Consider the following 24935-nt stretch of genomic DNA (forward strand, 5'->3'; position numbering starts at 1 on the left):
TCAGGAAAGAGGCCCTTTTCCTGAACAGTTCCTGCACTGCCGATTAAGGCTCGCCTCACAGGGGGCTGCGTAGAACGCTCTTCATAGCCGAGGCAATCCCGCCACGGCCTTTTGAGGAGGGCCTCAACATGACCAACAAGATGAAATCATTTGCGAAGGGTGGGATCGCAACGAGTGCAGTGGGCGCGATGGCGCTGGCAACTGCCGCACCGGCCTATGCCGACCACCGCGACCGCGACAAGATCGGCGCGGGCGAGATCATTGCCGGAGCAGTTATCCTGGGCGGTATTGCCGCCATTGCCAACTCATCCAAGCGCGACCGATATGATTACCGCGATGACCGCCGCTATCGCAGCGACTATCGCCGCGGTGGCAATCCGCGCCGGGCAGTCGAGAAATGTGTGCGAGCAGTGGAACGTGATGCCCGCCGCAGCGGCTATCGCTATGCCGATGTCACCCAAATCCGAGATGTCGACGACACTCGCTACGGCTGGCGCGTGAAGGGTCGGCTCGAAGTCGCCAATCGCGGCTATGACCGTTACCGCGACTATCGCCGTGACCGCTATGATCGCTACGATCGCCATGACCGGCGCGGATATCACCGCAGTGACGACGGCAAGTTCACCTGCTTCGTCGAGCGCGGCCGGGTAGCAGATATTCGCTACAAGGGTCTGCGGCGCCTCTGAGGTGACAGATTACACAAGCTAAACGACACACAAGGCGGTTCAGGCTAAGGTAAGTCTGGGCCGCCTAGGCGACTCGGCATTCGGTGGGGAATGTTGCGAATTCTAACAGGGATCGGATTATGCCCGTTTTCAAGCCAGTTGCTCAATCCGTAGCGCTTATCGTCGCCGCGTCTTTGACCGCCACCCCCGCTGTCGCAGTCGATCTGCCGCACTTGCCCGCTCCTGTGCCGCAGGATCACGCGCCGCAAGAAGTGTCCACTGACGAGAGTTCGGACTATCACCGTCGCTATCGTTACCGTCGCCACCGGGTCGATGCGGGCGATGTCTTGGCAGGCGTGCTGATCATCGGCGGGATCGCCGCCATCGCCAACGCTGCCAAGAACAACCGCGACCGTGACTACCGGGACCGCGACTACCGCAACCGCGATCGAGAATACCGCGATCGGGACACGCGTTACCGCGACCGCCGTGACGACCGTCGCTATGACAATGCGCGCGGTATCGATCGCGCCGTTTCGATGTGCCTGCGTGAAATCGAACGCGACGTGCGGGTCGACCAGGTCGATGAGGTAGAGCGCGACGGCGAAGGCTGGAAAGTCAAAGGTCGGCTCTACAATGGCGAGAGCTTCAGCTGTGAAATTGGTGCCGATGGCCGGATCGACGAGATCGATTATGACGGCGCGCGAGAATTTGCTTCGGCCGAACCGGTAGAAGATAACCAGTGGGGCGATGATCGCTATGCGCAGGCGCGCCAGCGGATCGAACGTCAGGCATCGGCGGACTCGGACGTGCGTCCGGCATATCCGGGGGGACCCCTTCCAGGCGAAGAGATCGATGCGGATGTCGCCGCTGCCCCTGCGGATGACGATGATCGCTACAACACCCACGAAGCGCCGGACTTCTCCGAAGCCTGATCTCAATCGGGGCGGCCGCGCTCCGTGTCTTTGTAAGCGGGGATGGCGAGGCTCCATTTGATCGCCGCCCCGCGCAAGGCAAATCCGGCAAGCCACGCCGCGCTCCACACGTATGGATTGTCGAGACCCAGCAGGCTGCCAGCAGCAGTGAGCAGGGCCGAGAGGGCAGCAGCTGTCACATAAAGCTCGGGTCGCATCAGGATTGACGGTACACCCGCGATCACGTCGCGGACCACGCCCCCGGCGCATCCGGTCACTACGCCGAGGATAACCGCTGGCAACGGCGCGACCCCGAATGCCAGCGCCTTGGCAGTCCCCAGCACGGCGAAAGCCGCGAGGCCTGCCGCGTCGGCCCATTCCAGCATCTTGCCATCCCACCAGCGCGTCGGCGTGAACCACGCTAGCAAAGCCGTACCGAAAATGACCGGAGCGACCCAGGGATCGGTCAGCCAGAAGGCCGGCGTTCCGATGAGCATGTCGCGCAAAGATCCGCCGCCGACCCCGGTTACCAGCGCGAAAAATGCCATTGTAACGAAAGTCTGACGCAACCGTGCCGCCACCAGCGCGCCGCTCAGCGCGAATACGGCTGTGCCCAGAAGATCGAGCAGCGGAGGGAGCGCGGGCGGGTTCAAACTGTCTGCTGCTGCTGCGATTTGACTCGCGCCTTGCGCCGGCGGAACATCAGGACGACGCCGAGCAGCGAAGCAATAACGCTCAGCGCAGCAAAGGATACCAGCATGGTGCGGTTGAAAGCGCTCTGGCCATCCAGCTCGCGAGTCTGCAGGTCCATGATGTGGAGACCCCAGGCAAAATCGAAGGTGCGCCACCAACCAGTGCGCACGGCCTCGATCCGCCCGCTTTGCGTTCCGACATAGACATTTGTCCCATCTTCAAGGGCGACTTGCCAAACGCTCCTCGGCGCGCGGAAATCGAACGGGACATTGTCTGCATCGAATTTCCGGGTGCTTGCAACCTGATCGCCGCCTTCGATACGCTCCGCCACGATCAGGCGCGCCTCGAGCTCGCTGAGCGGCGCCATTTTTGTGCCGTCTTCACGCAGACGGTCGCTGGTGCCGTCGGCATAGTTGATGCGCGTGACGAGTTCGCCGCGCTCCATCGACGTACCGACCGAGCGGACTTCCTTTTCCCATTCTGCGGGCAGGTTGACCGCGATCGCGATATCGCGCGGCAGGTTTTCCGCCGGGACATCCTTCACAAGATGCGAACCGCGGACCTCCTCGATCGGTTTCACGACCATTATCAGGCCGGTAACAACCCACATCAGGATCGGAACGCCCGTGAGCCAGGCGAGCCAGATGTGCCACTTGGCGAATTTGCGCATCGATGCGGCGGCCATTGTGTGCTGCTCCTATCCGTGCAGAATTTCTGCGATCGCGGCTGCCGCTGCGATGCAATCGAGGTCGCGCCAGTAGGGGCCTATCACTTGCATGCCGCAGGGAAGTCCGTCGGTTTCACCAACTGGCATGCAGGTAGACGGCAGTTGGGGGAAGATCGCCAGGCCAGACCATGCCAACCCGTCGGCTGCCCGGCGCATTGTGCCGTTTATTGGCACGTCGCCCTTGAACACGGCTTCGTCGCGGTGCGGGAAAGCGAGGATCGGGGCAGGTGCAGCGAGCACAAAATCGTACTTTTCGAACAGTTCCGCCCAGACTGCTTCACAGCGCGCCTGACTATCCACGAGCTTGAACCAGTCTGCTGCGGTGGGTTGGGCGCCATTCGGCGCAGGTTCGCCGCGGGCCATCGAGATATTGAGCATCTTGATGTAATCCGCATTCATCGCGGCAAGATCAGGCAGCAGGTCTGTTTGTCGGTCGATCGCTACTCCTTCGGCCTCCAGCGCGGGAACGGCTGCATCGATCGGTTCCCGCACGCTGGCGTCCAGTTCGCTCACTGGGTGCTCGGCGAGGTACAGTAACCGGCATTCCCGGAGTGGTTTTGGCCGCGCCTTCAATGGCATGCTTGCGGTGAGGCGGACCAGGAGATCTAGGTCTGCCGCATTGCGGGCGAAAGGGCCAGGGACCGACAAGGGGCCATCCTGTACCAAGATATGTCCGAAGCCAGGGTATTGGTGGCCACGCTTGCTCACCAGTCCCCAGCTCAGCTTATGTCCGAACACGCCGTTGAAATGCGCCGGTACGCGGACCGATCCGCCGATATCGGTGCCATAGTCGCACGGCACGAAACCTGCTGCGACAGCAGCGGCTGAGCCGCCCGATGAACCACCGGCGCTCTTCGAAGTGTCATGGGGATTGCGTGTACGCCCATAAACCGGGTTAAAGCTTTGCCAATCGGCCAAACCCGTAGGTACGTTTGTCTTGCCGATGATGACGGCTCCACCTGCCTTGAGCGCCGATGCGACATGCGAGTCCTCTTTGGGAAAAAACCCTTCGTGTTCGGCATAGCCATGGGTGGTCTGCAATCCAGCGATGTTGAAGCTTTCCTTGACGGTCATCGGCACGCCCAGCAGCGGCTGCTTGTCGCTTGGCGACTGTCCATCGAGCGCTGCTGCTGTTTCACGCGCTCGTTCGAAATCGCGTACGACGACGGCGTTGATTTCACCGTCGCCCGCTTCAATCCGCGCGATCGCCGCATCGACCGCTTCGAGCGGCGACAACTCGCCCGCCTTGATCTGCGCAGCCAGTTCAATCGCACCCGGTTCTTCCGTCAATTTCGGATAAGTCATCCAGTTCTCCCTCCTGCACATTCATTGGCGATGGGGCAGGAGCCGTCAATCCCGCGCACGGTGGGCATGACATCGCGCACCGCAAGCGCTAGGCCTGTCACACGTTACACACGCAACCAGAATTCGAGGGTCCTTTCATGCGCATAGCTGTCCTGCCACTGCTTCTCGCTACGTCCGCCTGCGTCACCTATTCGCAAGACGAAGCCGACTACTCGGCCGCCGAAGCCGCTGCCGCCGTCGAGGCAGCTGCCGCTGAAGCGGAGGCTGCCGTGGCGGCTGAGCTAAACGCCTATGACATGCGCGCCAGCATAGATACGCTGGCGGTGATCGAGATGAATCCCGATACCAGCTACCTCACCGCGGAAGAGCGCCAAGTGGTCAACCTGCTGATTGAAGCTTCGGGCTACATGAGCGAGATCTACCTGCGCCAGCGCGGGGTGAACAATCCGCAGATCCGCGATGCCATTTCGCGCAGTCGCCGTGCCGACCGCGATCTGCTGCTCGCAATGTTCGATCGCAATATGGGCCCGTGGGACGAGATGGCAGAACTGCACCCTTTCTGGGGCAGCGAGGCGATGCCCGAAGGCGCCGGTTTCTATCCGGCTGACATTACGCGCGAGGAATTCGACGCCTATCTCGAGGCCAATCCCGAGGAGGCCGAGGCGCTGACCGACGACTACACGGTTGTGCGCCGCGACGGGGACAAGCTCGTCGCCATTCCCTATTCCGAGGCCTATGCCGAATGGTTGATACCGGCTGCGAAACTCCTCGAGGAAGCATCTGAAATCACGAGTAATCCCAGCCTCAAGAAATTCCTGTCACTGCGCGCGAAGTCGTTCCTGAGCGACGATTACTTCGAAAGCGAACTGGCGTGGATGGACCTCGAAGGGACTCCGATCGAAGTCGCGATCGGGCCCTATGAAGTTTACACCGACCGTCTTTACGGCAAAAAGACCGCCTTTGAGAGTTTCGTCACGCTCAAAGACCCCGACGCATCCGCCGCGCTCGCCAAGTACAAGGCCTATCTGCGCGATATGGAAGCGAACCTGCCCATCCCCGATGAGCACAAGAACTTCGCTCGCGGCTTCGAAAGCCCGATAGCCGTGGCGGATCAGGTGCAGGGCGGCGGTGACAACATTCCGGGCACGCAAACCATCGCCTTCAACCTGCCCAATGATGAACGAGTGCGCGAAGCGAAGGGCGCGAAAAAGGTCATCCTTGCCAATGTGCTGGGCGCAAAGTTCGACCGCATCCTCGATCCGATTGCCGATGTAGTTCTCAAGCCTGACCAGGCGGAACTGGTCGTCAAGAAGTACATGTCCAACAATACGCTGTTCCACGAGCTATCGCATAGCCTTGGGCCGGGCAGCATCACCGTCGGCGGACGTGAAACGACCGTGCAGGACGAGCTCAAGGAAATGTACTCGGGCCTTGAGGAATCGAAGGCCGATACGATGGGCTTGTGGAACACACTTTACATGATGGAGCGTGGCGAAATTCCGATGGCCGAAAAGGATCAGCTCCTTGCGACCTATTTCGCCGGGATTTTCCGCTCGGTCCGCTTCGGCACCGAAAGCGCGCATGGCCGGGGCAATGCCCTGCAGTTCGGCTTCCTCAAGGAGAAGGGCGCAATTGCGTGGGACGATGATGCCAAGCGCTTCGTGATTGATGCCGCAAAGATGGAAGCGGGGCTGAAGGAACTACTCACCCAGCAACTGATGCTGCAGGCCACCGGTGACTACGAGGGAACCAAGGCATTCTTCGAAAAGTATGCGCATCTCGACGAGCACGCGAAGGCGGCAGTCGCCTCGATGGATCACATTCCGGTCGACATCCTGCCGGTCTATCCGAAGGAAGTCTGAACCCGGGGGGGGGAGGGGGCAAGATGATTCGAACTGGTTTGATGCTTTTAGCCGCAGCCATGCTGGGGGCTTGTGCGAGCGAACCTCCCGAAACTAGCGCGGACACCAGCAATGTGCTGGAACTGCGTGTCGACGGGCTGAAATTCGTCGGCCCGGATACGATCAAGTCAGGTTGGACGACGATCCGGATCCGCAACGAAGGCGGAATGACTCACCACGCCCTGGTCTATCCCCTTCCCGAAGGGATCACGCCAGAAATGCTGGATCGTGAAGTCGTCAGGCCAATTCAACTCAGCCTTTCTGCGGCGATCGCGGGAGACTCCGAAGAAGCCGCACAAATCGCCTCGACGATGCCCGCTTGGGTCGCCGATCTCGTCTGGATGGGTGGGCCGGGGATGATGTCGGACGGCGTTACCGGCGAAGCGACCATGTTTCTCGAACCTGGCAACTATGTCGTCGAATGCTATGTGAAGTCGAACGGGGTGCAACACAATTACAACTCGCGGGAAGGCGAGCTCGGCATGATCTTGCCACTAACCGTGCTGGCTGAGGATGGCGGCATGGCCGAGCCGGGAGCAAATGTGACTTTGGCGCTCTCCAACAGCGGTTTCGAGATTACCGAAGGCGCATTCGTGGCTGGGACCAACTCGGTGCGCGTCAATTTCGTCGAGCAGCAGATGTACAACGATTTCGTCGGCCACGATGCGCATGTCTTCCGCATCGACGACGACACCGATGTCGATGCTGCGGCGAAATGGCCCGACTTCTTCCCGATCGATGGGCAGCAGACCCCGGCACCGGCGAAGTTTGTAGGAGGCATCCACGATATGCCGCGAGGTTCGACCGGCTATTTCACGGTCGAGCTCGAAGCGGGCGAATACGGCATCACGGCGGAGATCCCAGATGCGCAGGCCAATGGGTTCTTTGAGCGCTTTAGCGTAGGCTAGGGAGAATTGTTGCCGCGCAGCAGACGAGTGAAAAGAGCTCGTAAGCCTAGATAGACTGCAAATGCCAAGGCGATACCGGCAATGCCGTCCACGGCATAGTGCCAACCAAGCGCAACCGACAGTATTGCGATGTAGAGGCTGATTGCCGCGACGGGGATCCACCATCTGCGCGCGAAATAGTAGAAGCACAGCACAGTCCAGGCAGACATGGTTACATGCATGGACGGCATGGCGGATATGCCCGCTGCCGGGCTGAATTCGCCATTGTAGAAGTTGTACCATAGGTAATCGGCAGCGCGCAGTGTTTGCTCTCCCGGATCCAATCCGGCGAAGCGGTCACCATAGCCGAGGCGCTCGAAGAAGATCGGACCGCCTGCAGGAAAGAACGTATGCACCAGCGGCCCGACAATCGACCACAGAAGGAAATAGCTCAACGCCATCGCCGTCTTCTCGGGCGAACTAGGGGCCGCGAACAAGAACATCAGTGCGATAATCATCAGGGCAAACCATCCAGGATGGTAGAACTTGTTGGCGAATTCGATATTCATCCAGCACAGCAGCACCCATGGATCGACGCCGAAAAACAACGCTTTGTCGATGTCTGCCAGCAGCGGATCGGCGCCAAATGGCACGAAGATATTGAGTACTGGCTTGATGTATAGAAACGCCATCATATTGGCCCAGGCAAGCACCATCAGCACCACGAGCTTGGCTACAAGCCAGTTATTGGATCTGATCCATATCGCAAGCTCTCGCACAGGATTCTTAATCCCAGCGAACATCATCTCGAAGACCTTCCACACAAGTCGGACGCCGAGAAGGCCGAAAGTCATAATGAGCCAAAATGGCAGAACTTGTAGGCCGCTTCCGAAATTCACTGATGCAGGCAGCAGAGCATAGGCGAGGAGACCGTTGCCAACGGTAAATAGGGCCGCTGGGATAATCCAGGCCAGTTCGAGTGTGGTCTCCCGCATCATTTATTGTCGCTTACTAACCCTGCGAACATGTCGCAATGCAGGCCAGTAGAATTAGCTTAACCTATTGTGCTGCCGTACCAATGCGGGCCAATTGAACTTCGTCCTCGCTATTGTGGGATCAAGCTGCTAGGCCCCTGATTGACGTCGATATTCGCGACGGACTTCGAGATTTGCCGACCGCCGCTTGCCCCATGGGCCCCGGCATAAACCAGACGACGATTTCCCTTCATCGAACGATTTGACGCACAACCACCGCGCAATGTCGCGCGGGGGCACTACACGCGTTCTTGAAAGGAACACTCATGTCTAAGGTAGGCACCGTAAAATTCTTCAACCAGGACAAAGGCTACGGCTTTATCCAGCCCGACGATGGTTCGCCGGACAGCTTCGTACACATCACTGCAGTCCAGGCTGCCGGGATGACCAATCTCGATAAGGAACAGCGCCTCAACTACGATGTTGAGATCGGCCGCAATGGCAAGGAAAGCGCTGTGAACCTGTCGTCTGCCGACTAGGTGATTACGGGGTGCGGCGGATCGCCGCCGCACCCTTTCGCCTGGGTCTGAAGCGGGAGGTATGAATGGCTGACAACTACAAATTCTACAACGAGCGGGCCGAGGCGGCAGCGGCTGCTGCCGAAAAAGCTACCCTTGATAATGTGCGTGACCGCGAGTTACGCGCCGAAAAGACCTGGCGGGGCCTGGCGACACAGGCGCGATCCGTTGCCAAGCAGCGCGAGAAGGTCGAGCTGGAAAAAGCCGAAAAGCGGGCTGCTGAAGCACTAGAAGCGGCAGAAGCCGCGGAGGCAGCTGCAGCTGACGCGGCACAAGCCGAGGCGGGCAACCAAGCCTAGCCCAATTCTCCTAACGCAGCATCTTCGGCTGCGTAGCCAAACAAATCCCACGGATAAGCGGCCAGCTGCGGAAATGCAGCGCGCCAGTTAGAGGGATTGTGCGCAACCAACCAATCATTAGCTTCCGGACGCATGATATAGGCATCGTCTTCGACAAAGCCGGTTGCCAATGCCTTTTTCGACGAGATCACGAAGGGGGCCGGTACGCTCCACGGAGTTCTTCCTAGGAACGGGTCCGCATCCCGGCTGAGCCCGACGAATTCTGCTTCCACGCCCATATGGTGGGCAATCGCCTCGCCGATCTCGAGCACGCTCGGGCTATCGGCATCGCCCAGATTGAAGACACCTCCTTGCGCGTGCCGCGCCGCGAAAGCGGAAAAAGCGCCGATCATCCGTGCCGCTGTTGTCTGGAACTGCGATTTGCCTTCAAGCGCCAGCGGAATGCGCCTGCGCCCGTCGATCATGCGTTTGACGAACCACCATTCACGTGGGTGCCTGCTCCACGGCCCATGGATTGCGCAGGGCCGCAGGATCGTAGCGCGGTCGCCGAAAAGCTCGCTAGCGCGTTGCTCCATCCGGATTTTGCGGGTCGAATAGGTATCAGGGCCGGGAGCGACGGTTGATTGATCTTCCGTGATTGGGCCATCGAACTGCGGAAATCCGTTCTGCGCTGCCTCATCGAGCGTGCGGCCCTTGTCGTCGCAATAGACGCTGGCGGAGGAGATGACTATCAACCGGTCGACCCGGTCCGGATCGTAGCGATCGATATCCTCCCCGTCGTATGCAATGGTGTCGACAATCACGTCGGCAGCTGGTGCAGTATCCTCGCCCAACAGATAGGGCCGAAAATGCGCAAGGCTGGCGTCATGCCAATCGGGCATGGATCGCGCATGGAGTGTGACATCCCAACCTTCGGACGCGAAGGCCGAGGCTGCGGCATAGCCAATCTGCCCGCCTCCTATGATCGCTACCGACCCGGTCATTTCATCCGCGCTCCCTTCGCGCCATCCCCAGTGCTAGAGCAAACCCGATGATGGGCGAGGCACCGTAGCCGATGAGGATGCTGGGATAGCTCGAAATCATTCCGGCCAGGCTAAAGCCTGCAAGTGTTCCTGCAAGCGCGTATCGCTCGGGTGCGCCCTGGTCGATTACGCGAAGCATCAGCAGGAAGCTCGCTATCATTGTGGCGAGCATTGTGAGAGCGACCAACGGTGATGTCATCGCGAGCTCTGCCAGGACGCGTTCGACGAATGGTTCCGGCGGGATAACGCCGCGCACATGGGCGAAGAGAGCCGCGAAGAAGCCGATGATCGCAACGAGCCCGGGCTTCCATTCTGACCATGCGAGATAAAGCCCGACTGCTGCTCCGGTGAGGGCAAAGGCGCTCGCGGCATCGGGCTGGACCAGGCACATCAGGATAGCTGTCAAAATGATCGGCGGCGCATAATCGCGATCACGCGCCGCGAGGCAGGCGAGGGAAGGGATTGCGATCATACCTGCGTGCAGATGGAGGCCCCCAAGCGGGATCCAACGCGAGATGCCGTGAATGTCCGGCCCCGTCACGAGCGGCACGGCGAGCAAGGCAATGAGCGCGACCGTGATGGCGCGTCTGACGGGCAAGCTCTCTGGAATTCGCCCGACGCCAATCCAGAAAAGACCGCCGGCGAGTGCCGCGGAATTGATGACAAGGTAGCTGGGCGGCGCGTCGAAGATGGCAAGGTAGGCGAGGCTTGCCAGGCACGGCAGTGCCAGCGCGAGCAGGGCGGAGAGGCGCGGGCCAATCCAAAGCCGCACAACCTTCGCCCACTTCGGCGATGTCATCAGATGTGAATCGGTTTGCCGATCACCGCCATCGCGGCCTCTTTGATCGCTTCAGGGTGCGTCGGGTGAGCATGGCAGGTATAGGCGATGTCTTCTGACGTCGCGCCGAATTCCATCGCGATGCCCGCTTCTGCGATCATCGTGCCCGCAACGCTGGCGATGCACCATACGCCGAGCACGCGGTCAGTTTCCGCATCGGCAATGATCTTCACGAAACCGTCCGGCTCGTGATTGGTTTTGGCGCGGCTGTTAGCCATCATCGGGAATTTGCCGACATTGATCGCCTTCTTGTCGCCGCCCGCCTTCTCGATCGCCTCTTCTTGAGTGAGGCCAACGCCCGCGATTTCCGGCCAGGTATAGACCACACCGGGGATCACATCGTGATTCACGATGCCTGTCTGTCCGGCAATATTCTCTGCCACGGCGATGCCTTCGTCCTCGGCCTTGTGCGCCAGCATCGGGCCGGGGACCACATCGCCGATCGCCCACACGCCATCGACAGTAGTGCGGAAATCGTGATCGATTTCGATCTGTCCGCGCTGATTGGTTTCGAGGCCGATATTTTCAAGCCCCAGCCCATCGGTATTGGGCCGCCTGCCGATGGACACCAGCACGCAATCGGCTTCGAGCGTTTCTGCATCGCCGCCTGCGCTCGGTTCGAGCGTGAGGGTCGCTTTCTTGCCCTTTACCGTGCAACCGGTGACCTTGGTCGAGAGGCGCAGTTCCATGCCTTGCTTCTTGAAGATCTTGGCGGCTTCCTTGCGGATATCGCCGTCCATTCCCGGCAGCAGCTGGTCGAGGTATTCAACCACGATCACTTCCGCGCCGAGCCGACGCCACACTGAGCCAAGCTCCAGTCCTATCACACCGCCGCCGATGACGACCATCGTCTTGGGCACTTTTGGCAGTTCGAGCGCGCCAGTGGAATCCACCACGATTAACTTATCATTGTCGACTTCGACACCGGGTAGAGGGGTGACCGATGATCCGGTTGCGATCACGATGTCCTTGGCGGTGACGGTTTCGTCGCCGACTTTTACTGTGTGTGCATCTTCGAAGGTGGCGAGGCCCTTCTTCCAGTCGACCTTGTTCTTCTTGAACAGGAATTCGATCCCTTTGGTGAGGCCGCTAACCGCATCCAGCCGCTGGGCGTGCATCTTGTCGAGATTGAGCTTCGGCTTCACCTCCACACCCATGGATTCCATCGTGCCATTCGCTGCGGCATCGAAAAATTCGGATGCATGCAGCATTGCCTTTGAGGGAATACAGCCGACATTGAGGCAGGTCCCGCCAAGCGTCTCGCGGCTTTCGGCACAGGCGGTCTTCAGGCCCAGCTGCGCCGCGCGGATCGCGGCGACATAGCCTCCGGGCCCAGCACCGATGATAAGGACGTCGTAATCGTAGGAATTGTCAGCCATTGATCAATTCTCTTCCAAAGTTGGATCAGATTGTGTGGCAGGCTCTTGAGTTTCACCCATCTTGTCCATGGCCTCATTCAGGCATTCTTCCGAGATGGCTTCGATTTTGCCAGAGCCTTCCTCAAGCATCTCTCCTATGGAGAGCTCGCTTGCGCTGCGCTTCGCAACGCACTCGCATGTTTGAGCTACGACTTCAGCTGCAATGCCAACTTCCGCCAGTTCAGTATTGCAGGACGCGGCGATCTCTTCCGCAAGGCCTTCTTCGAACCCTTCGCTCATACCGTCTGCTATGTCGCTGCACGCGGCCAACAGGGCCATGCTCGAAATTACAATCAGGTTACGTGTCATATGCTGGTACCTTACAGATCGATCAGCATCCGGGTGGGATCTTCGATCGCTTCCTTGATAATCTTGAGCGCGGTGACTGCCTCGCGGCCATCGATCAGGCGGTGATCGTAGCTCAGCGCGAGGTACATCATCGGCCTGATTACCACTTCGCCATTCACAGCCACTGGGCGATCCTCAATCCGGTGAAGGCCGAGCACCGCGCTCTGCGGCGGATTGATGATCGGGGTCGACATCAATGATCCGAAAACGCCGCCATTGGAGATGGTGAAGGTGCCGCCTTTCATGTCTTCCATTGTCAGCGTGCCCTCGCGTGCGCGGCCACCGAAGTCGGCGATATCTTTCTCGATCTGCGCGAAGCCCTTATTGTCAGCATCGCGGATGACTGGGACGACGAGGCCGTTGGGCGCACTGACCGCGACCGAAATATCCACGTAATCGTGATAAACGATCTCGTCGCCTTCAATGTAAGCGTTGGCGGCAGGAACATCTTTTAGTGCAAGACACGCGGCCTTGGCAAAGAAACCCATGAAGCCGAGCTTGATGTCATGCTTCTTGGCGAAGAGATCCTTGTACTTGGTACGTGCTTCAATCACCGCCGTCATATCGCAATCATTGAACGTGGTGAGCAGCGCGGCATTATCCTGCGCGCCCTTGAGGCGTTTGGCGATTGTCTGGCGCATACGCGTCATCTTGACGCGTTCTTCTCGGCGCTCCCCGGCAGATGGCGCGGGGGCAGGGGACGGCGCGGGTGATGCCGATGGTGCCGGGGCCGAGGCGGGCGCAGGCGCGTCGCTCCCCTTGGCTTTCGCCGCAGCCAGCACGTCTTCCTTGGTCAGCCGGCCATCCTTACCCGTACCCTTGATCGTGGTCGGATCGACCCCGTGTTCGAGTACAGCGCGGCGCACGGCGGGCGACATGGTCACGGTCGTATCGGTATCGCTGATTTCGGCCTGCGCTTCCTCGCGCTGCTCGCTTGGCGCTTCATCCTTGTGCTCGCGCGGCTTGGTATCTGTTGGCCCAGCCTGCGCGGCCGTATCGTCGACGGTCGCGATAACCGCGCCCACCTCCACCGTGTCGCCGACAGCTGCCTTGTGCTCGCTCAGCACGCCCGCGACAGGCGAGGGCACTTCGACCGCGACCTTGTCGGTTTCGAGGCTGACGATCGGCTCGTCGACTGCAACGGGATCGCCGGGCTGCTTTAGCCATTCGCCGATAGTGCCTTCGGTTACCGATTCGCCAAGAGTGGGGACTGCAATTTCAGTGGCCATAATCTGGTCCTCAGACCTTCTTCTTGTTGTGACTGGGTTTGCGTTTCTTCAGCGCGCGTATGGCCTTGCCGCCATCGGCGGTGCCGAGCGCGATCTGGACGAGAGCGTCCTGCTGAGCCTGGTGCCTCGCGGCAAAACCGGTTGCCGGCGATGCGGCTTCCTCGCGGCCGGCATAGATCGGGCGCATGCCCTTCTTGCCAACTGCTTCGGCGGCTTCCTCGATCAGGCGATCGACGAAGAACCACGCGCCGTTGTTCTTGCCCTCTTCCTGGCACCAGACAATCTCTTCGAGATTGGTCATGCGCGCGATGCGCTTGGCCAGCGGCTCGCCGGGGAAAGGATACAGCTGTTCGATGCGAACGATCGAGACGTCTTCGAGTTCTTGCTCGTCGCGCTTTTCCATCAGGTCGTAAGCGACCTTGCCGGAACAAAGCACGAGGCGGCGCACGTTCTTGTCAGGAATCTCCTTCATGTCGGACTTGATCCGCATGAAGTGGTTTTCGCCCTGGAACTCGTCGGCAGACGACTTCGCCAGCGGATGCCGCAGCAGGCTTTTGGGCGTCATGATGACGAGCGGCTTGCGGAATGGGCGCAGCATTTGGCGGCGCAGCACGTGGAAGTAATTCGCCGGTGTGGTGATATTGCAGACCTGGATGTTATCATTGGCGCAAAGCTGCAGGAAGCGCTCGAGCCGCGCTGAGCTATGCTCCGGCCCCTGGCCTTCATAGCCATGCGGCAGCAACAACACGAGGCCGTTGGCGCGCAGCCACTTTACCTCGCCTGAGGCAATGAACTGGTCGATCATGATTTGAGCGCCGTTGGCGAAATCGCCGAACTGCGCTTCCCAAAGCACCAGCGTCTTTGGATCGGCCATCGCGAAGCCGTATTCGAAACCAAGCACGCCGTATTCCGAGAGCGTAGAATCGTAGACTTCGAATTTGCCGTGCGGGAGATGCACCAGCGGGATGTATTTGTGCTCGTCCTTCTGGTCGACCCACACCGCATGGCGCTGACTGAAAGTACCGCGCCCTGAATCCTGGCCCGACAGGCGTACGCCAAAGCCTTCGGTTACAAGGCTCCCGAAAGCGAGTGCCTCTGCGGTGGCCCAGTCAAACCCATCGCCGGTTTCGAACATCTCTTCCTTGGCCTTGAGCACACGGCCCAAAGTCTTGTGGATCGTGATGTCGTCGGGAACCGTGGTGAGCGTGCGGCCCAGGCTTTCGAACAGCTTGGGCTCGATCGCAGTTTCGACATTGCGGCGGGCGTTCTCGGGATCGACCGGCTTGTTGAGACCGGCCCAGCGGCCACCGAACCAGTCGGCCTCGTTGGGTTTGTAGCTCTTGGCCGCTTCGAATTCTTCTTCGAGCAGCTGCGTGAATTCGTCGGCCAGCGCCTTGGCGCCATCCTTCGCTATCACGCCTTCGTCTTCAAGCCGCTGTGAATAGACCACGCTTACCTTGGGGTGCGAGCGGATCTCGTCATACATCAGCGGCTGGGTGAATTTCGGTTCGTCGCCTTCATTGTGCCCGAAGCGGCGATAGCACCACATGTCGATCACGATGTCGCGTCCGAAGGTCTGACGGTATTCGACTGCGAGCTTGCACGCGAATGTCACCGCTTCGGGATCATCGCCATTGACGTGGAGGATCGGCGCCATGACGCCTTTGGCGACGTCAGACGGGTAAGGCGAGTTACGAGCGAACTTCGGGCTGGTAGTGAAGCCGATCTGATTGTTGATGATAAAGTGCAGGCAGCCGCCGGTATCGTAACCCTGCACGCCGGAAAGCGAGAGGCTCTCCCACACTACGCCTTGCCCGGCGAACGCGGCATCGCCGTGGATCAGCACTGGCAGGACCTGCTCGTGCTTTGATAGATCGTCGCGGATAGCTTGCTGCGCGCGGGTCTTGCCGAGCACCACCGGATTGACCGCTTCGAGATGCGAAGGGTTAGGGACGAGGCTCATATGCACCTCGATCCCGTCGAAATCGCGGTCGGTACTGGTGCCAAGGTGGTATTTCACATCGCCCGAACCGCCGACATCGTCGGGATTTGCCGATCCGCCGGAGAATTCGTGGAAGATCACCTTGTAGGGTTTGCCCATGACGTTCGCGAGCACGTTGAGCCGCCCGCGGTGGGCCATGCCATAGATGATCTCGCGCACGCCGAGCGAGCCGCCATACTTGATCACCGCTTCGAGCGCAGGGATCATAGATTCCCCGCCATCGAGCCCGAAGCGCTTGGTACCGACGTATTTCTTGCCGAGAAACGCTTCGTACTGCTCGCCGCGGATCACGGCTTGCAGGATCGCGCGCTTGCCTTCGTCGGTAAACTGTATCGTTTCGCCGGGGCTCTCAAACTTGTCCTGCAGGAAGCGCCGCTCTTCGGTATCGGCGATGTGCATGTATTCAAGGCCAACCTTGCCGCAATAGGTCGCGCGCAAGGTCTGGTGCAGTTCCCCCACTGTGGTCCATTCGAGACCGAGAACACCGCCGACAAAGACTTCCTGGCTCTCCTGACCTTCGAAGCCATGGAACCTGAGCGTGAGATCTTCGGGATCTTCACGGTTGTGCAGGCCAAGTGGGTCGAGATCGGCCGCCATGTGCCCGCGTACGCGGTAGAGCCGCACCAGCATCATGGCCTTGATCGAGTTGTTGGCGGCTTCCTCGATCGCTTTGGGATCGAGCGTCTTGCCCGCCTTGTCGGCCGCGGCCTTGACGGCGAGCTTCATCGCTGTCGGGTCGAGCGCATCGGTGAGATCGGCACCCGATCCTACGACTTCGCTCAGCCAGCGTGGATTGGCCCAGGAGGGGCCGGGTTGCGGCCCTTCCTGATCGCTCAATTCGGGAAGAAAATCGTGGCTTTCGTTACCCATTTCGGCACTCCTTGGGGAGGAAGCGTGCGGTGGTGATCAGGCGTGTTCCTTGAGCATCGCGTCGAGCGTGGTGCCCAGCTCGCTGGGCGAAGGTGAGACACGGATACCCGCTGCTTCCATCGCGGCGATCTTGTCATCCGCGCCGCCTTGCCCGCCCGATACGATCGCACCGGCATGGCCCATGCGGCGGCCCGGAGGCGCGGTTTTTCCGGCGATGAAGCCGACCATCGGTTTGCGCCGGCCGAGCGCGGCCTGTTCTTTGATGAACTCGGCGGCTTCTTCCTCGGCGCTGCCGCCAATCTCGCCGATCATGATGATCGACTTGGTTTCGGGATCATCGAGGAACATGTCGAGCACATCGATGAAATTGGTGCCGTTGACCGGGTCGCCGCCGATGCCGACTGCGGTGGTCTGGCCGAGGCCGACCATAGTGGTCTGGTGCACGGCCTCATAGGTGAGCGTGCCCGAGCGTGAGACCACGCCGACGCTACCTTTCTGGAAGATGCTGCCCGGCATGATGCCGATCTTGCATTCTTCCGGGGTGAGGACGCCGGGGCAATTGGGGCCGATCAGGCGCGATTTCGAGCCTTCGAGCGCTGCTTTGACCTTGACCATGTCGAGCACTGGAATGCCTTCGGTAATCGCTACGATCAGTTCCATTTCGGCATCGATCGCCTCGCAAATCGCGTCGGCTGCGAAGGGCGGGGGGACGTAAATGCAGGTCGCAGTCGCGCCGGTTTCGGCCTTGGCTTCGCGCACGGTGTCGAAATTGGGCAGGCCGATATGCGTAGTGCCGCCTTTGCCGGGCGTGACGCCCGCAACCATCTGCGTCCCGTAATCGAGCGCCTGCTGGGTGTGGAAGGTGCCGGTATCACCCGTCATGCCCTGGGTGATGACCTTGGTATTCTTGTCTACGAGGATGGACATTAATTACTCTCCCAGTTCGGTTTGGGATGGAGGCTTAGGCGAGTGAGCTGTCGAGGCCCTTGCACGCCTCGAGCAGTTCTTCGACTGCATCGACGCTGACCTGGAAGCCAGCCTTGGCGGTGTCGTCGAGTTCAATCTCGACAATGCGCTCCACGCCGTTTGCACCGATCACAATCGGGACGCCGACATAGAGCCCATCCACGCCATACTGCCCTTCGAGATAGGCGGCGCAGGGCAGAACGCGCTTCTTATCCTTGAGATAGGCCTCGGCCATCTGGATAGCGCTGGTCGCCGGCGCATAATAGGCCGAGCCATTGCCGAGCAGGGCGACGATCTCGCCGCCGCCCTTGCGGGTGCGGTCCACGATCGCGTCCATCTTTTCTTGTGTCGACCAACCCATCTTGATGAGATCCGGCACAGGAATGCCAGCAACGGTGGAGTATTCGAGGATTGGAACCATGGTATCGCCATGGCCGCCGAGCACGAATGCAGTTACGTCTTCCATTGACACGTCAAACTCGTCGGCGAGGAAATGACGGAAGCGCGCGCTATCCAGCACGCCTGCCATGCCGACGACCTTGTTGTGTGGGAGGCCGGAGAATTCACGCAGCGCCCATACCATCGCGTCGAGCGGATTGGTGATGCAGATCACGAACGCATCGGGGCAGTTGGCCTTGATGCCTTCGCCGACCGCTTTCATCACCTTGAGGTTGATGCCGAGCAGGTCGTCGCGGCTCATGCCCGGCTTGCGCGGCACTCCGGCGGTAACGATCACGACATCCGCGCCTGCGATATCGGCATAGTCGCTTGTGCCCTTGAGGTTCGCGTCAAAGCCTTCGACCGGGCCGGCCTGTGAGAGGTCCAGCGCCTTGCCGGCGGGCATGCCCTCAGCGATATCGAACAGGACGACGTCGCCCATCTCTTTCATCGCTGCGAGGTGGGCGAGGGTGCCGCCGATCATTCCGGCGCCAACGAGGGCAATTTTGTTGCGGGCCATGTGCGCTTAGGGTCCTTCCGAGCCTTGCGGGACAGTAAATCCAGGCCGAAAATGGTGTTACCCTACGTCCCGCAGGGGGTTACACCCGGCATTCGTTGCTGCGCCTAGGCCCGCTCAGGGGCTATTGCAACCCGAATCCCGGCAATTCACCGAACTATCTTTGCAAATAGTTCGCAATAGCAATAATGGATTGGAAGAACGATCGGTGCGACCCGGGCGGTCACAATATTAGACGGTCGATGCGAAGAATTGTTCCTGCGACTGGGCGCAAGGGCGGGTCGCTTTAGCGCTGAGCGACTTTTGCCAGTTCGGTTGCTTGCTCACGGTCGAGCGCGCGGCAGATACCCAGCCAGTGCTCGAATTGGGACCCATCACCTTTCGCGAGGGCGCTTTCGGCTCGGGCTCGTGCCTCGCTGGCGGCACGAAGGCCATATTCGGCAAAATGCCGAAGTGCTGAGGTGGTGATGGCGTTGATCGTCTCGGCGCTGCCGCGAGGCAAGTCGTTATCGGCATGCCGCGCCTCTCCTTTGACGAGATGGCGCGCGAGCGGAGAAGTCGCCGCAGTGCGGGCGGCGGCAATACGGACTGTCATTTTCGTTATTCCTGCGATCCGGGGGCTTCAGTAGGAAAGCTTATAGCGAACATCCGCTAAAACCGGGTTCGCGCTTAGGGTTTCACGCCTGTTAACTTGTTGTTGCAGCTTGCTCCGGGATTTACCCGGCACTATACCGCGCGCCACGTCACGGGTTGTCCGGGAGACCGGGCCTAAGAGGGAAGGAAGTGAAGGGGCGTTGCCCCGGATTCTTCCGCTGCCCCCGCAACTGTGACCGGGGAGTGGGCGCTCCAACTGCCACTGCATCGGCTTCGGCCTGATGTGGGAAGGCGGGGTGCACCGCGATGATCCGGGAGCCAGGAGACCTGCCCGCGTCGGTCGTTCCGCAGCCGGGCGGGGTGTTACCGGATGCAAACGTGGGTACGCGGCCCTGAAGCTGCGCATCCCGTCATGGACGGCATTTCGTTCATGATGGAGATGCATATGCGTAAACACCTATTGCTACTGAGTTCTGCCGCTGTCTTATGGGCGCACCCTGCGCTTGCTCAGGAAGAGCTAACCGAAGACGAGCAGTTTCCCGATGGTTGGGGCGGCGGCTGCTGTTCGATTGCCGGAACGCGGATCGGGACGATAACCGTCACGGCCACAGGCGATGAGACATTTGTCAGTGATACCGGCCAGCCGGTCACGGTTATCAGCCGCAAGGAAATCGAAGACCTGCAAGGCGCAGACCTTACCCGCGTGCTCGAACGCGCGCCGGGGGTGACCTTCAGTCGCAATGGCGGCGTTGGCGGCTTCACCGGTTTGCGCATTCGCGGCGCGGAGGCCGAGCAGCTGCTGGCGATGATCGACGGCGTACCGGTCAATGACCAGGCTGCGCCCGGCGGCGGGTTCGATTTCGGCAACTTGCTCACCGGTATTATCGAGAAGATTGACTTGCTGCGCGGTGCCAACAGCACGGTGTGGGGCGCCGACGCGCTGGGCGGCGTGATGAACGTCACGACGCGGCGGGAGGATGGTGCTTCTGCAAGCGTTGAATATGGCAGCGACGATACGCTGTTCGCCACGGCATCCGGCGGGATCGGCGATGCAGACGCATTCCTTGGCGTGTCAGGTGGATACTTCCGCACCGACGGGTTCTCGGCTGCTGCCCGCGGCACCGAACCGGACGGATTCGAGCAATGGTCGGTTTCGGCGCGCGGAAACATCCGCCTTACGCCAACGCTCGAAGCTTTCGCCAGCGGACGCTATGCCGAGGGTGATTTGGAAATCGACGGTTTCCCGTTCCCGACATTTACCCTGTCGGATACCGACGAGTTCCAGGATACCGACCAGTACTCGGGTGCGGCGGGGCTGTCCTACGGTGGCGACGGACTAGACCTGATCGCCAGCTATTCTTTCTCGGACACCGAGCGCGCGAACTTCAACCCGCTTTTTGGTGCCGATCCAGGTTTTGTTAGCGACGGTCACCTTGACCGGGTGGACCTGCGCGGCAACCTGCAGGCAAGCGAAGTGATTTCTCTGGCCTTCGGCGGTGAATACGAATGGCATGCCTTTGAGACCAATTTCGACGCCCGCCACACGACCCGCATCGCCGGAGCCTACGGCCAGGTCGGGATATCCTCCGGCGGCTTCAACGCGCATATTGGCGTGCGACAGGACGATCACCAACGTTTCGGTGGCGCGACGAGCCTTGGCGCGGATATCAGCTACGCTTTCGGCGATGGCTGGCGCATTCGCGCGTCGTCGGGCGAGGGTTTCAAGGTGCCGACACTGTTCCAGCTGTTCTCCGATTTCGGCAACGAGCTCCTCCAGCCCGAGCGCAGTCGCAGCTATGACATTGCAATCGAGCATGGGACACGAGGTGGCCCACTTCATGCCGCAGTCACTCTGTTCCGCCGCGACAGCAATGACCTGATCGAATTCGTTTCGTGCTTCGGGTCGAGCAATCCAATCTGCACCGATCGCCCGTTCGGCACCTACAATAATGTCGCCAAGGCGCGTGCGCAGGGCTTCGAAGTGGAGCTGGGCGCGAAAGTGAGCGAGCGCTTTTCGGCAATGGCGGTCTACAGCCATGTCGATGCAGAAAACCGCACTGCCGGTGCGTTCAACGAAGGAAACGATTTGGCGCGCCGGCCCAGGCATGCGTTGACGGCTTCGGTCGACTGGCAAGGTCCGGCAGGGATCGGGCTGGGGGCGGACTTGCGTATGGTCGGTGACAGTTTCGACGATGCGGGCAATTTCACCCGGCTTGATGGCTACCAGGTGGTGACGCTGCGCGCGAGTAAGGCAATCGGCGAGAAGTTCGAGATTTTCGGACGGGCCGAGAACCTGTTCGATACCGATTACCAGACAGCAGCGGGCTACAACTCGCGCGACCGGGCTGTGTTCGTCGGGGTGCGGGTGAAGGTGTGAAAATCGCGCTCGCCCCTATTCTTGTGTCAGTCCTCGCGTTGGGGGCTTGCTCGAGCGAGCAGGCTGCTGGCGTTCGGGGTGAGGGAGAGCGGCCCACCATAGTCAGCCTCAACCCCTGCACCGATGCGATCGCGGCGGAGCTGGCCGAGCCCTCCCAGTTGCTGGCGCTATCGCATTATAGTCACGATCCCTCGGCCAGCTCGATCGACCCTCAGCTGGCAAGGCAGTTCGCCATCACAGGCGGAACGGTAGAGGAAGTGCTGGCATTCGATCCCGATATCGTCATTGCCGATACCTTCCTGCAACCTTCCACGAAACGCGCGCTCGAGGCGCTAGGCATCCGTGTCGAGGTGTTCGATATCACCTCGGATATCGAAGCCTCGCGAGACCAGGTTCGCCGCATGGCCGATTTGCTGGGCGTGCCGGACAAAGGCGGAGAGTTGATCTCCCGCATTGACAACGCACTTTACGATCTTCGTGAGAATGCGTCTGCAGGCCAGCCGACGGCGATCCTGTGGCAACCAGGCGGACTTGTCGGCGGCGAGGACGCGTTGGTGAGCCAGCTTCTGCGCGACGCAGGCTTTGCGATCCATCCCGCTGTGCGCGATCTGGGGCAGGGCGGATATCTGCCGCTGGAAATGGTGCTCACTGATCCGCCCGACATCCTCATACTCGCGGGAGCAACTCGCGGGCAAAGGCATAAGGCGCTTGAAGAAATCGAGGGCATGGAGCTGGCGCATTTTGATTCTTCGCTGCTCTATTGCGGTGGGCCATCGATAATCCGCGCGGCCGAGCGGCTGGCTGAAATCAGAGGGCGGGAAACATGACGCGCCCGGTCTTGCTGCTTCTTGTCCTGATAACGATAGCCGTGCCGCTGTCGTTGCTCGCTGGGCGGGTGTGGATCGACCCGGTCACCACGCCCAACGCCGTGTTGATCCTGATGGAGCTGCGGCTGCCGCGGGCTGTGCTGGCCTTGCTGGTCGGTGCAGGATTGGGCGCCGCAGGCGCGGCGATGCAGGGCTATTTGCGCAATCCACTGGCCGATCCGGGCTTGTTCGGGATTGCTCCAGGTGCGGCGCTGGGTGCGGTTTTCACGCTCTTTCTTGCTGCGCAAGGCTGGCCTGTCGATCCTGCCACCGCGTTGCCCGTCTTCGCCCTGTTCGGAGCCGGCGGGGCGATGGCGCTGCTTGCCATGATTGCAGGGCGGACAGGAGGTATCGCGCTCTTCACCCTGGCCGGATTGATGGTCGCCAGCCTGGCCGGGGCGCTCACCAGCCTGATCATCAGCCTCGCGCCCAATGCCTTCGCCATGAGCGAGATCGTGACATGGCTGATGGGCGCGCTGACCGATCGCGGCTGGAGTGACGTGTGGATAGCCGCACCGCTAACATTGGCGGGAATCGCGGTGCTATATGCCGCCGGACCGGCGCTCGATGCGATGATGCTGGGCGAGAAAGCCGGCCGTTCGCTCGGTGTGAGTCCAGGCGTGCTTATGGCATTGCTGATTGTCGGGACCGGGCTGACTGTGGGCAGCGGCGTCGCGGTGGCCGGTATCATTGGCTTCGTCGGCCTGATTGTGCCGCACCTTGTGCGTCCCTTCACCGATCGCAGGCCGTCGAGCCTGATCTTGCCGAGCGCGTTTGCGGGCGGACTTTTGCTTCTCCTTGCCGATATGCTGGTGCGCGTGCTGCCTTTGGTGACCGAATTGCGGCTGGGCATTGCGCTGAGCCTGATCGGTGCGCCGTTCTTCCTTGCGCTCCTCATCCGTATGCGCAGGGGGCTGGCATGATGCTCAGGGTCGAAAACCTGCTGGTCGAGAAACAGGGCAAGCGCATCCTCGGCCCACTCGACCTAGAGCTTGAGCCGGAGCGGATCACGGCGATTTGCGGCCCCAATGGAGCGGGCAAGTCGACCTTGCTCAGCGCGCTCGCCAGCCTCGAAGGCGCGGCTCAGGGTTCAGTGCTTCTCGAAGGCGAAAGCGTCGCGAAAATGCACCCAAGAGAGCGCGCCAAGGCCATTGGCTATTTGCCACAGGATGGCGAAGTGGCGTGGGATGTCTCGGTGCGCAATCTCGTTGCACTGGGCCGGATGCCGCATCGCGATGGCGCTGCCGAGCCGGTCGATAGCGCTATTGCCGCGCTCGATCTGGAAGCCTTTGCCGACCGTCCCCTCTCTCAGCTCTCCGGCGGCGAGCGTGCGCGGGCGCTGCTGGCCCGCGTGCTCGCGGGGGAACCGCGCTGGATCTTGGCGGACGAACCGCTTGCTGCGCTCGACCTGGCGCACCAGCAGGCACTGGTCCGTGTTTTTACGAAAAAGGCCCGTGCAGGGGCTGGGCCCGGAACTGGAGTCGTGCTGGTCGTGCATGACCTTGCGATAGCGATGAACCATGCCGACCGGGTGGTGGTTCTGGACCAAGGGATGATTGCCTCGGACGGAACGCCGGATACCGCGCTAAGCGAGGACATTCTCAAGAGGGTCTGGAAAGTTCAAGCCCGATGGGTCGGCGAGACGGGATCGCGCGCGCTGAGCGTTTAGGTCCTGGAAGCAGCCGCCTCGCGCGGATTATCATAGCGCGCTTCCATGAAAATCGCTTCGCGACGATCGCTCCGGAACTGAAGACCTTTCAACCTTTCGCCGGCCGCATTATGATAGGCTAGCTGTTCGGCTATGCCTTCATAATTCCGATCAGCGATCGCCTGGTTGAGGCGAGGACTTCTTTCCGGACTGACATTGCCTTCGCCCACGTTGAAAACCAGATCGACCAGCGCGTCGAATTCATGCTGGTACAGTGTGAGATCCCCCACCAAGCGCTGAACTGCCTGCTCGGCGATCTCCAAATCCTGCTCAAGAAGTTCGATGATGCGGTCATCGGAAATGTGCTGACCGAGCCTGAGGTTATCTTCCGGAGCAACAAGGTGGCCAACGCCAACGGTTAGCAGCCCAACTGGATCGGCGTATACCGTCCGGTGGATACCTTCCTCCTCGATCAACGCGAGTTTCATATCGTCGCTGGCGCTTATCTTGGAAGCGGAGACGCGCACCTGGGTGGGGTCTTGCATCACGTATTCCTGCGCCGATGCTGTGTTCGACAGCGCGATGGCGCTTGCGCTGATTGCAGCGGTATTGAAACTCATCGCACTAGCACCAAGTGCGAGCGCGACTTTCTTGCGCTTCTGCGGTGTACGCAGGCCTTTGGCGATGCGCTCTCGTCGCAATGTGCGGCGTCTACGCCGTCGTTCCTGCATACGCTGGAGAAGTTCTCGCGCGCGGTCGCGTTTGCGGCGCCGCGTGGACGCAGTTCCTGGCTTGCGCGGAGACGAAACGGCGGACCGGGCTACGGTCCGCCGCATTGGGTGTTTCGGATCAGTCACGA

The 24935-nt window shown here is 60.6% G+C and carries 24 protein-coding genes and 1 riboswitch; of the genes, 10 read left to right on the forward strand and 14 right to left on the reverse strand.

What is annotated here, in order from left to right:
• Positions 1 to 128: 128 nt before the first annotated feature.
• A complete protein-coding gene (locus ACEWMW_RS09510) occupies positions 129 to 686 on the forward strand; it encodes a hypothetical protein (RefSeq protein ID WP_409413693.1) in 558 nt (185 codons plus the stop codon).
• 119 nt (positions 687 to 805) lie between these two features.
• Positions 806 to 1600 (forward strand): hypothetical protein, encoded by a 795-nt coding sequence (locus tag ACEWMW_RS09515; protein WP_409413694.1) that lies wholly within the window; start codon positions 806 to 808, stop codon positions 1598 to 1600.
• 2 nt (positions 1601 to 1602) lie between these two features.
• On the opposite strand, the gene ACEWMW_RS09520 is transcribed toward ACEWMW_RS09515, so the two are convergent.
• Genes ACEWMW_RS09520 through ACEWMW_RS09530 form a run of 3 tightly spaced genes read right to left on the reverse strand, consistent with a single transcriptional unit; the run spans position 1603 to position 4304 of the window.
• Positions 1603 to 2232 carry a trimeric intracellular cation channel family protein gene (locus ACEWMW_RS09520; protein WP_409413695.1) on the reverse strand — a complete coding sequence of 210 codons (630 nt, stop codon included), beginning with the start codon at positions 2230 to 2232 and terminating at the stop codon, positions 1603 to 1605.
• Positions 2229 to 2957: a PepSY domain-containing protein gene (locus ACEWMW_RS09525; protein WP_409413696.1), complete on the reverse strand. Its 729-nt coding sequence runs from the start codon at positions 2955 to 2957 to the stop codon at positions 2229 to 2231. The genes ACEWMW_RS09520 and ACEWMW_RS09525 overlap by 4 nt, the downstream gene beginning before the upstream one ends.
• Before the next feature lie 12 nt (positions 2958 to 2969).
• Positions 2970 to 4304: an amidase family protein gene (locus ACEWMW_RS09530; protein ID WP_409413697.1), complete on the reverse strand. Its 1335-nt coding sequence runs from the start codon at positions 4302 to 4304 to the stop codon at positions 2970 to 2972.
• 137 nt (positions 4305 to 4441) lie between these two features.
• On the opposite strand from ACEWMW_RS09530, the gene ACEWMW_RS09535 reads away from it, so the two are divergent.
• Positions 4442 to 6166, forward strand: coding sequence for a dipeptidyl-peptidase 3 family protein (locus tag ACEWMW_RS09535; protein WP_409413698.1), 1725 nt, complete (start codon positions 4442 to 4444; stop codon positions 6164 to 6166).
• 23 nt (positions 6167 to 6189) lie between these two features.
• Entirely contained in the window at positions 6190 to 7113 is a 924-nt protein-coding gene (locus ACEWMW_RS09540) for a hypothetical protein (protein ID WP_409413699.1), read from the forward strand.
• Here the strand turns inward: ACEWMW_RS09540 and ACEWMW_RS09545 are convergent.
• Entirely contained in the window at positions 7110 to 8090 is a 981-nt protein-coding gene (locus ACEWMW_RS09545) for a phosphatase PAP2 family protein (RefSeq protein WP_409413700.1), read from the reverse strand. The two genes, ACEWMW_RS09540 and ACEWMW_RS09545, sit on opposite strands and share 4 nt — an antisense overlap.
• Positions 8091 to 8392: 302 nt before the next feature.
• Here ACEWMW_RS09545 and ACEWMW_RS09550 point away from each other — a divergent pair, with 302 nt between their 5' ends.
• Both ACEWMW_RS09550 and ACEWMW_RS09555 read left to right on the forward strand, forming a co-directional pair.
• Positions 8393 to 8605 (forward strand): cold-shock protein, encoded by a 213-nt coding sequence (locus ACEWMW_RS09550; RefSeq protein WP_409413701.1) that lies wholly within the window; start codon positions 8393 to 8395, stop codon positions 8603 to 8605.
• Between the two features lie 65 nt (positions 8606 to 8670).
• The gene (locus ACEWMW_RS09555; RefSeq protein WP_409413702.1) at positions 8671 to 8943 is read left to right on the forward strand and encodes a hypothetical protein; all 273 of its coding nucleotides are present in this window, start codon (positions 8671 to 8673) and stop codon (positions 8941 to 8943) included.
• On the opposite strand, the gene ACEWMW_RS09560 is transcribed toward ACEWMW_RS09555, so the two are convergent.
• The 9 genes from ACEWMW_RS09560 to ACEWMW_RS09600 all read right to left on the reverse strand — a co-directional run bounded on the left by ACEWMW_RS09560 (position 8940) and on the right by ACEWMW_RS09600 (position 19186).
• Positions 8940 to 9926, reverse strand: coding sequence for a Rossmann-fold NAD(P)-binding domain-containing protein (locus tag ACEWMW_RS09560; RefSeq protein WP_409413703.1), 987 nt, complete (start codon positions 9924 to 9926; stop codon positions 8940 to 8942). The genes ACEWMW_RS09555 and ACEWMW_RS09560 overlap by 4 nt on opposite strands.
• A 1-nt stretch (position 9927) precedes the next feature.
• A complete protein-coding gene (locus ACEWMW_RS09565) occupies positions 9928 to 10764 on the reverse strand; it encodes a hypothetical protein (protein ID WP_409413704.1) in 837 nt (278 codons plus the stop codon).
• Entirely contained in the window at positions 10764 to 12182 is a 1419-nt protein-coding gene (gene lpdA, locus ACEWMW_RS09570; RefSeq protein WP_409413705.1) for a dihydrolipoyl dehydrogenase, read from the reverse strand. Before lpdA ends, ACEWMW_RS09565 begins: the two co-directional genes overlap by 1 nt.
• Positions 12183 to 12185: 3 nt before the next feature.
• Positions 12186 to 12530 (reverse strand): hypothetical protein, encoded by a 345-nt coding sequence (locus ACEWMW_RS09575; protein ID WP_409413706.1) that lies wholly within the window; start codon positions 12528 to 12530, stop codon positions 12186 to 12188.
• 11 nt (positions 12531 to 12541) lie between these two features.
• A complete protein-coding gene (gene odhB / locus ACEWMW_RS09580) occupies positions 12542 to 13798 on the reverse strand; it encodes a 2-oxoglutarate dehydrogenase complex dihydrolipoyllysine-residue succinyltransferase (RefSeq protein WP_409413707.1) in 1257 nt (418 codons plus the stop codon).
• Between the two features lie 10 nt (positions 13799 to 13808).
• Complete coding sequence (locus ACEWMW_RS09585) at positions 13809 to 16670, reverse strand: 2-oxoglutarate dehydrogenase E1 component (RefSeq protein ID WP_409413708.1); 2862 nt, start codon at positions 16668 to 16670, stop codon at positions 13809 to 13811.
• A gap of 36 nt (positions 16671 to 16706) precedes the next feature.
• A complete protein-coding gene (gene sucD, locus ACEWMW_RS09590) occupies positions 16707 to 17597 on the reverse strand; it encodes a succinate--CoA ligase subunit alpha (protein ID WP_409413709.1) in 891 nt (296 codons plus the stop codon).
• 34 nt (positions 17598 to 17631) lie between these two features.
• A complete protein-coding gene (gene mdh, locus ACEWMW_RS09595; RefSeq protein ID WP_409413710.1) occupies positions 17632 to 18594 on the reverse strand; it encodes a malate dehydrogenase in 963 nt (320 codons plus the stop codon).
• 283 nt (positions 18595 to 18877) lie between these two features.
• Positions 18878 to 19186, reverse strand: a complete 309-nt coding sequence (locus ACEWMW_RS09600; protein ID WP_409413711.1) for a hypothetical protein — start codon at positions 19184 to 19186, stop codon at positions 18878 to 18880.
• A 135-nt stretch (positions 19187 to 19321) separates the two neighbouring features.
• A riboswitch (cobalamin riboswitch) is annotated at positions 19322 to 19534 on the forward strand.
• A 21-nt stretch (positions 19535 to 19555) separates the two neighbouring features.
• Here ACEWMW_RS09600 and ACEWMW_RS09605 point away from each other — a divergent pair.
• From ACEWMW_RS09605 to ACEWMW_RS09620, 4 genes are read left to right on the forward strand one after another with little or no spacing between them, the layout of a single operon-like run.
• Positions 19556 to 21562 carry a TonB-dependent receptor plug domain-containing protein gene (locus ACEWMW_RS09605; protein ID WP_409413712.1) on the forward strand — a complete coding sequence of 669 codons (2007 nt, stop codon included), beginning with the start codon at positions 19556 to 19558 and terminating at the stop codon, positions 21560 to 21562.
• On the forward strand, positions 21559 to 22389 hold the full coding sequence (locus tag ACEWMW_RS09610; protein WP_409413713.1) for an ABC transporter substrate-binding protein: 831 nt from the start codon (positions 21559 to 21561) through the stop codon (positions 22387 to 22389). The genes ACEWMW_RS09605 and ACEWMW_RS09610 overlap by 4 nt, the downstream gene beginning before the upstream one ends.
• Complete coding sequence (locus tag ACEWMW_RS09615) at positions 22386 to 23351, forward strand: FecCD family ABC transporter permease (RefSeq protein WP_409413714.1); 966 nt, start codon at positions 22386 to 22388, stop codon at positions 23349 to 23351. Before ACEWMW_RS09610 ends, ACEWMW_RS09615 begins: the two co-directional genes overlap by 4 nt.
• Positions 23348 to 24097 carry an ABC transporter ATP-binding protein gene (locus ACEWMW_RS09620; protein WP_409413715.1) on the forward strand — a complete coding sequence of 250 codons (750 nt, stop codon included), beginning with the start codon at positions 23348 to 23350 and terminating at the stop codon, positions 24095 to 24097. Before ACEWMW_RS09615 ends, ACEWMW_RS09620 begins: the two co-directional genes overlap by 4 nt.
• Here the strand turns inward: ACEWMW_RS09620 and ACEWMW_RS09625 are convergent.
• Positions 24094 to 24933: a lysozyme gene (locus tag ACEWMW_RS09625; protein ID WP_409413716.1), complete on the reverse strand. Its 840-nt coding sequence runs from the start codon at positions 24931 to 24933 to the stop codon at positions 24094 to 24096. The genes ACEWMW_RS09620 and ACEWMW_RS09625 overlap by 4 nt on opposite strands.
• Positions 24934 to 24935 lie beyond the last annotated feature (2 nt).

Origin of the sequence: Litorerythrobacter xanthomarinus (assembly GCF_046254955.1) — a bacterium.
Classification (GTDB): domain Bacteria; phylum Pseudomonadota; class Alphaproteobacteria; order Sphingomonadales; family Sphingomonadaceae; genus Qipengyuania_C.

Bases quoted from the DNA above. Each gene is read 5' to 3' on its own strand.
- ACEWMW_RS09510 (WP_409413693.1), top strand. From the start codon at position 129: ATGACCAACAAGATGAAATCATTTGCGAAGGGTGGGATCGCAACGAGT.
- ACEWMW_RS09515 (WP_409413694.1), top strand. From the start codon at position 806: ATGCCCGTTTTCAAGCCAGTTGCTCAATCCGTAGCGCTTATCGTCGCC.
- ACEWMW_RS09525 (WP_409413696.1), bottom strand. From the start codon at position 2,957: ATGGCCGCCGCATCGATGCGCAAATTCGCCAAGTGGCACATCTGGCTC.
- ACEWMW_RS09530 (WP_409413697.1), bottom strand. From the start codon at position 4,304: ATGACTTATCCGAAATTGACGGAAGAACCGGGTGCGATTGAACTGGCT.
- ACEWMW_RS09535 (WP_409413698.1), top strand. From the start codon at position 4,442: ATGCGCATAGCTGTCCTGCCACTGCTTCTCGCTACGTCCGCCTGCGTC.
- ACEWMW_RS09540 (WP_409413699.1), top strand. From the start codon at position 6,190: ATGATTCGAACTGGTTTGATGCTTTTAGCCGCAGCCATGCTGGGGGCT.
- ACEWMW_RS09545 (WP_409413700.1), bottom strand. From the start codon at position 8,090: ATGATGCGGGAGACCACACTCGAACTGGCCTGGATTATCCCAGCGGCC.
- ACEWMW_RS09550 (WP_409413701.1), top strand. From the start codon at position 8,393: ATGTCTAAGGTAGGCACCGTAAAATTCTTCAACCAGGACAAAGGCTAC.
- ACEWMW_RS09555 (WP_409413702.1), top strand. From the start codon at position 8,671: ATGGCTGACAACTACAAATTCTACAACGAGCGGGCCGAGGCGGCAGCG.
- ACEWMW_RS09560 (WP_409413703.1), bottom strand. From the start codon at position 9,926: ATGACCGGGTCGGTAGCGATCATAGGAGGCGGGCAGATTGGCTATGCC.
- ACEWMW_RS09565 (WP_409413704.1), bottom strand. From the start codon at position 10,764: ATGACATCGCCGAAGTGGGCGAAGGTTGTGCGGCTTTGGATTGGCCCG.
- lpdA (WP_409413705.1), bottom strand. From the start codon at position 12,182: ATGGCTGACAATTCCTACGATTACGACGTCCTTATCATCGGTGCTGGG.
- ACEWMW_RS09575 (WP_409413706.1), bottom strand. From the start codon at position 12,530: ATGACACGTAACCTGATTGTAATTTCGAGCATGGCCCTGTTGGCCGCG.
- odhB (WP_409413707.1), bottom strand. From the start codon at position 13,798: ATGGCCACTGAAATTGCAGTCCCCACTCTTGGCGAATCGGTAACCGAA.
- ACEWMW_RS09585 (WP_409413708.1), bottom strand. From the start codon at position 16,670: ATGGGTAACGAAAGCCACGATTTTCTTCCCGAATTGAGCGATCAGGAA.
- sucD (WP_409413709.1), bottom strand. From the start codon at position 17,597: ATGTCCATCCTCGTAGACAAGAATACCAAGGTCATCACCCAGGGCATG.
- mdh (WP_409413710.1), bottom strand. From the start codon at position 18,594: ATGGCCCGCAACAAAATTGCCCTCGTTGGCGCCGGAATGATCGGCGGC.
- ACEWMW_RS09600 (WP_409413711.1), bottom strand. From the start codon at position 19,186: ATGACAGTCCGTATTGCCGCCGCCCGCACTGCGGCGACTTCTCCGCTC.
- ACEWMW_RS09605 (WP_409413712.1), top strand. From the start codon at position 19,556: ATGCAAACGTGGGTACGCGGCCCTGAAGCTGCGCATCCCGTCATGGAC.
- ACEWMW_RS09615 (WP_409413714.1), top strand. From the start codon at position 22,386: ATGACGCGCCCGGTCTTGCTGCTTCTTGTCCTGATAACGATAGCCGTG.
- ACEWMW_RS09620 (WP_409413715.1), top strand. From the start codon at position 23,348: ATGATGCTCAGGGTCGAAAACCTGCTGGTCGAGAAACAGGGCAAGCGC.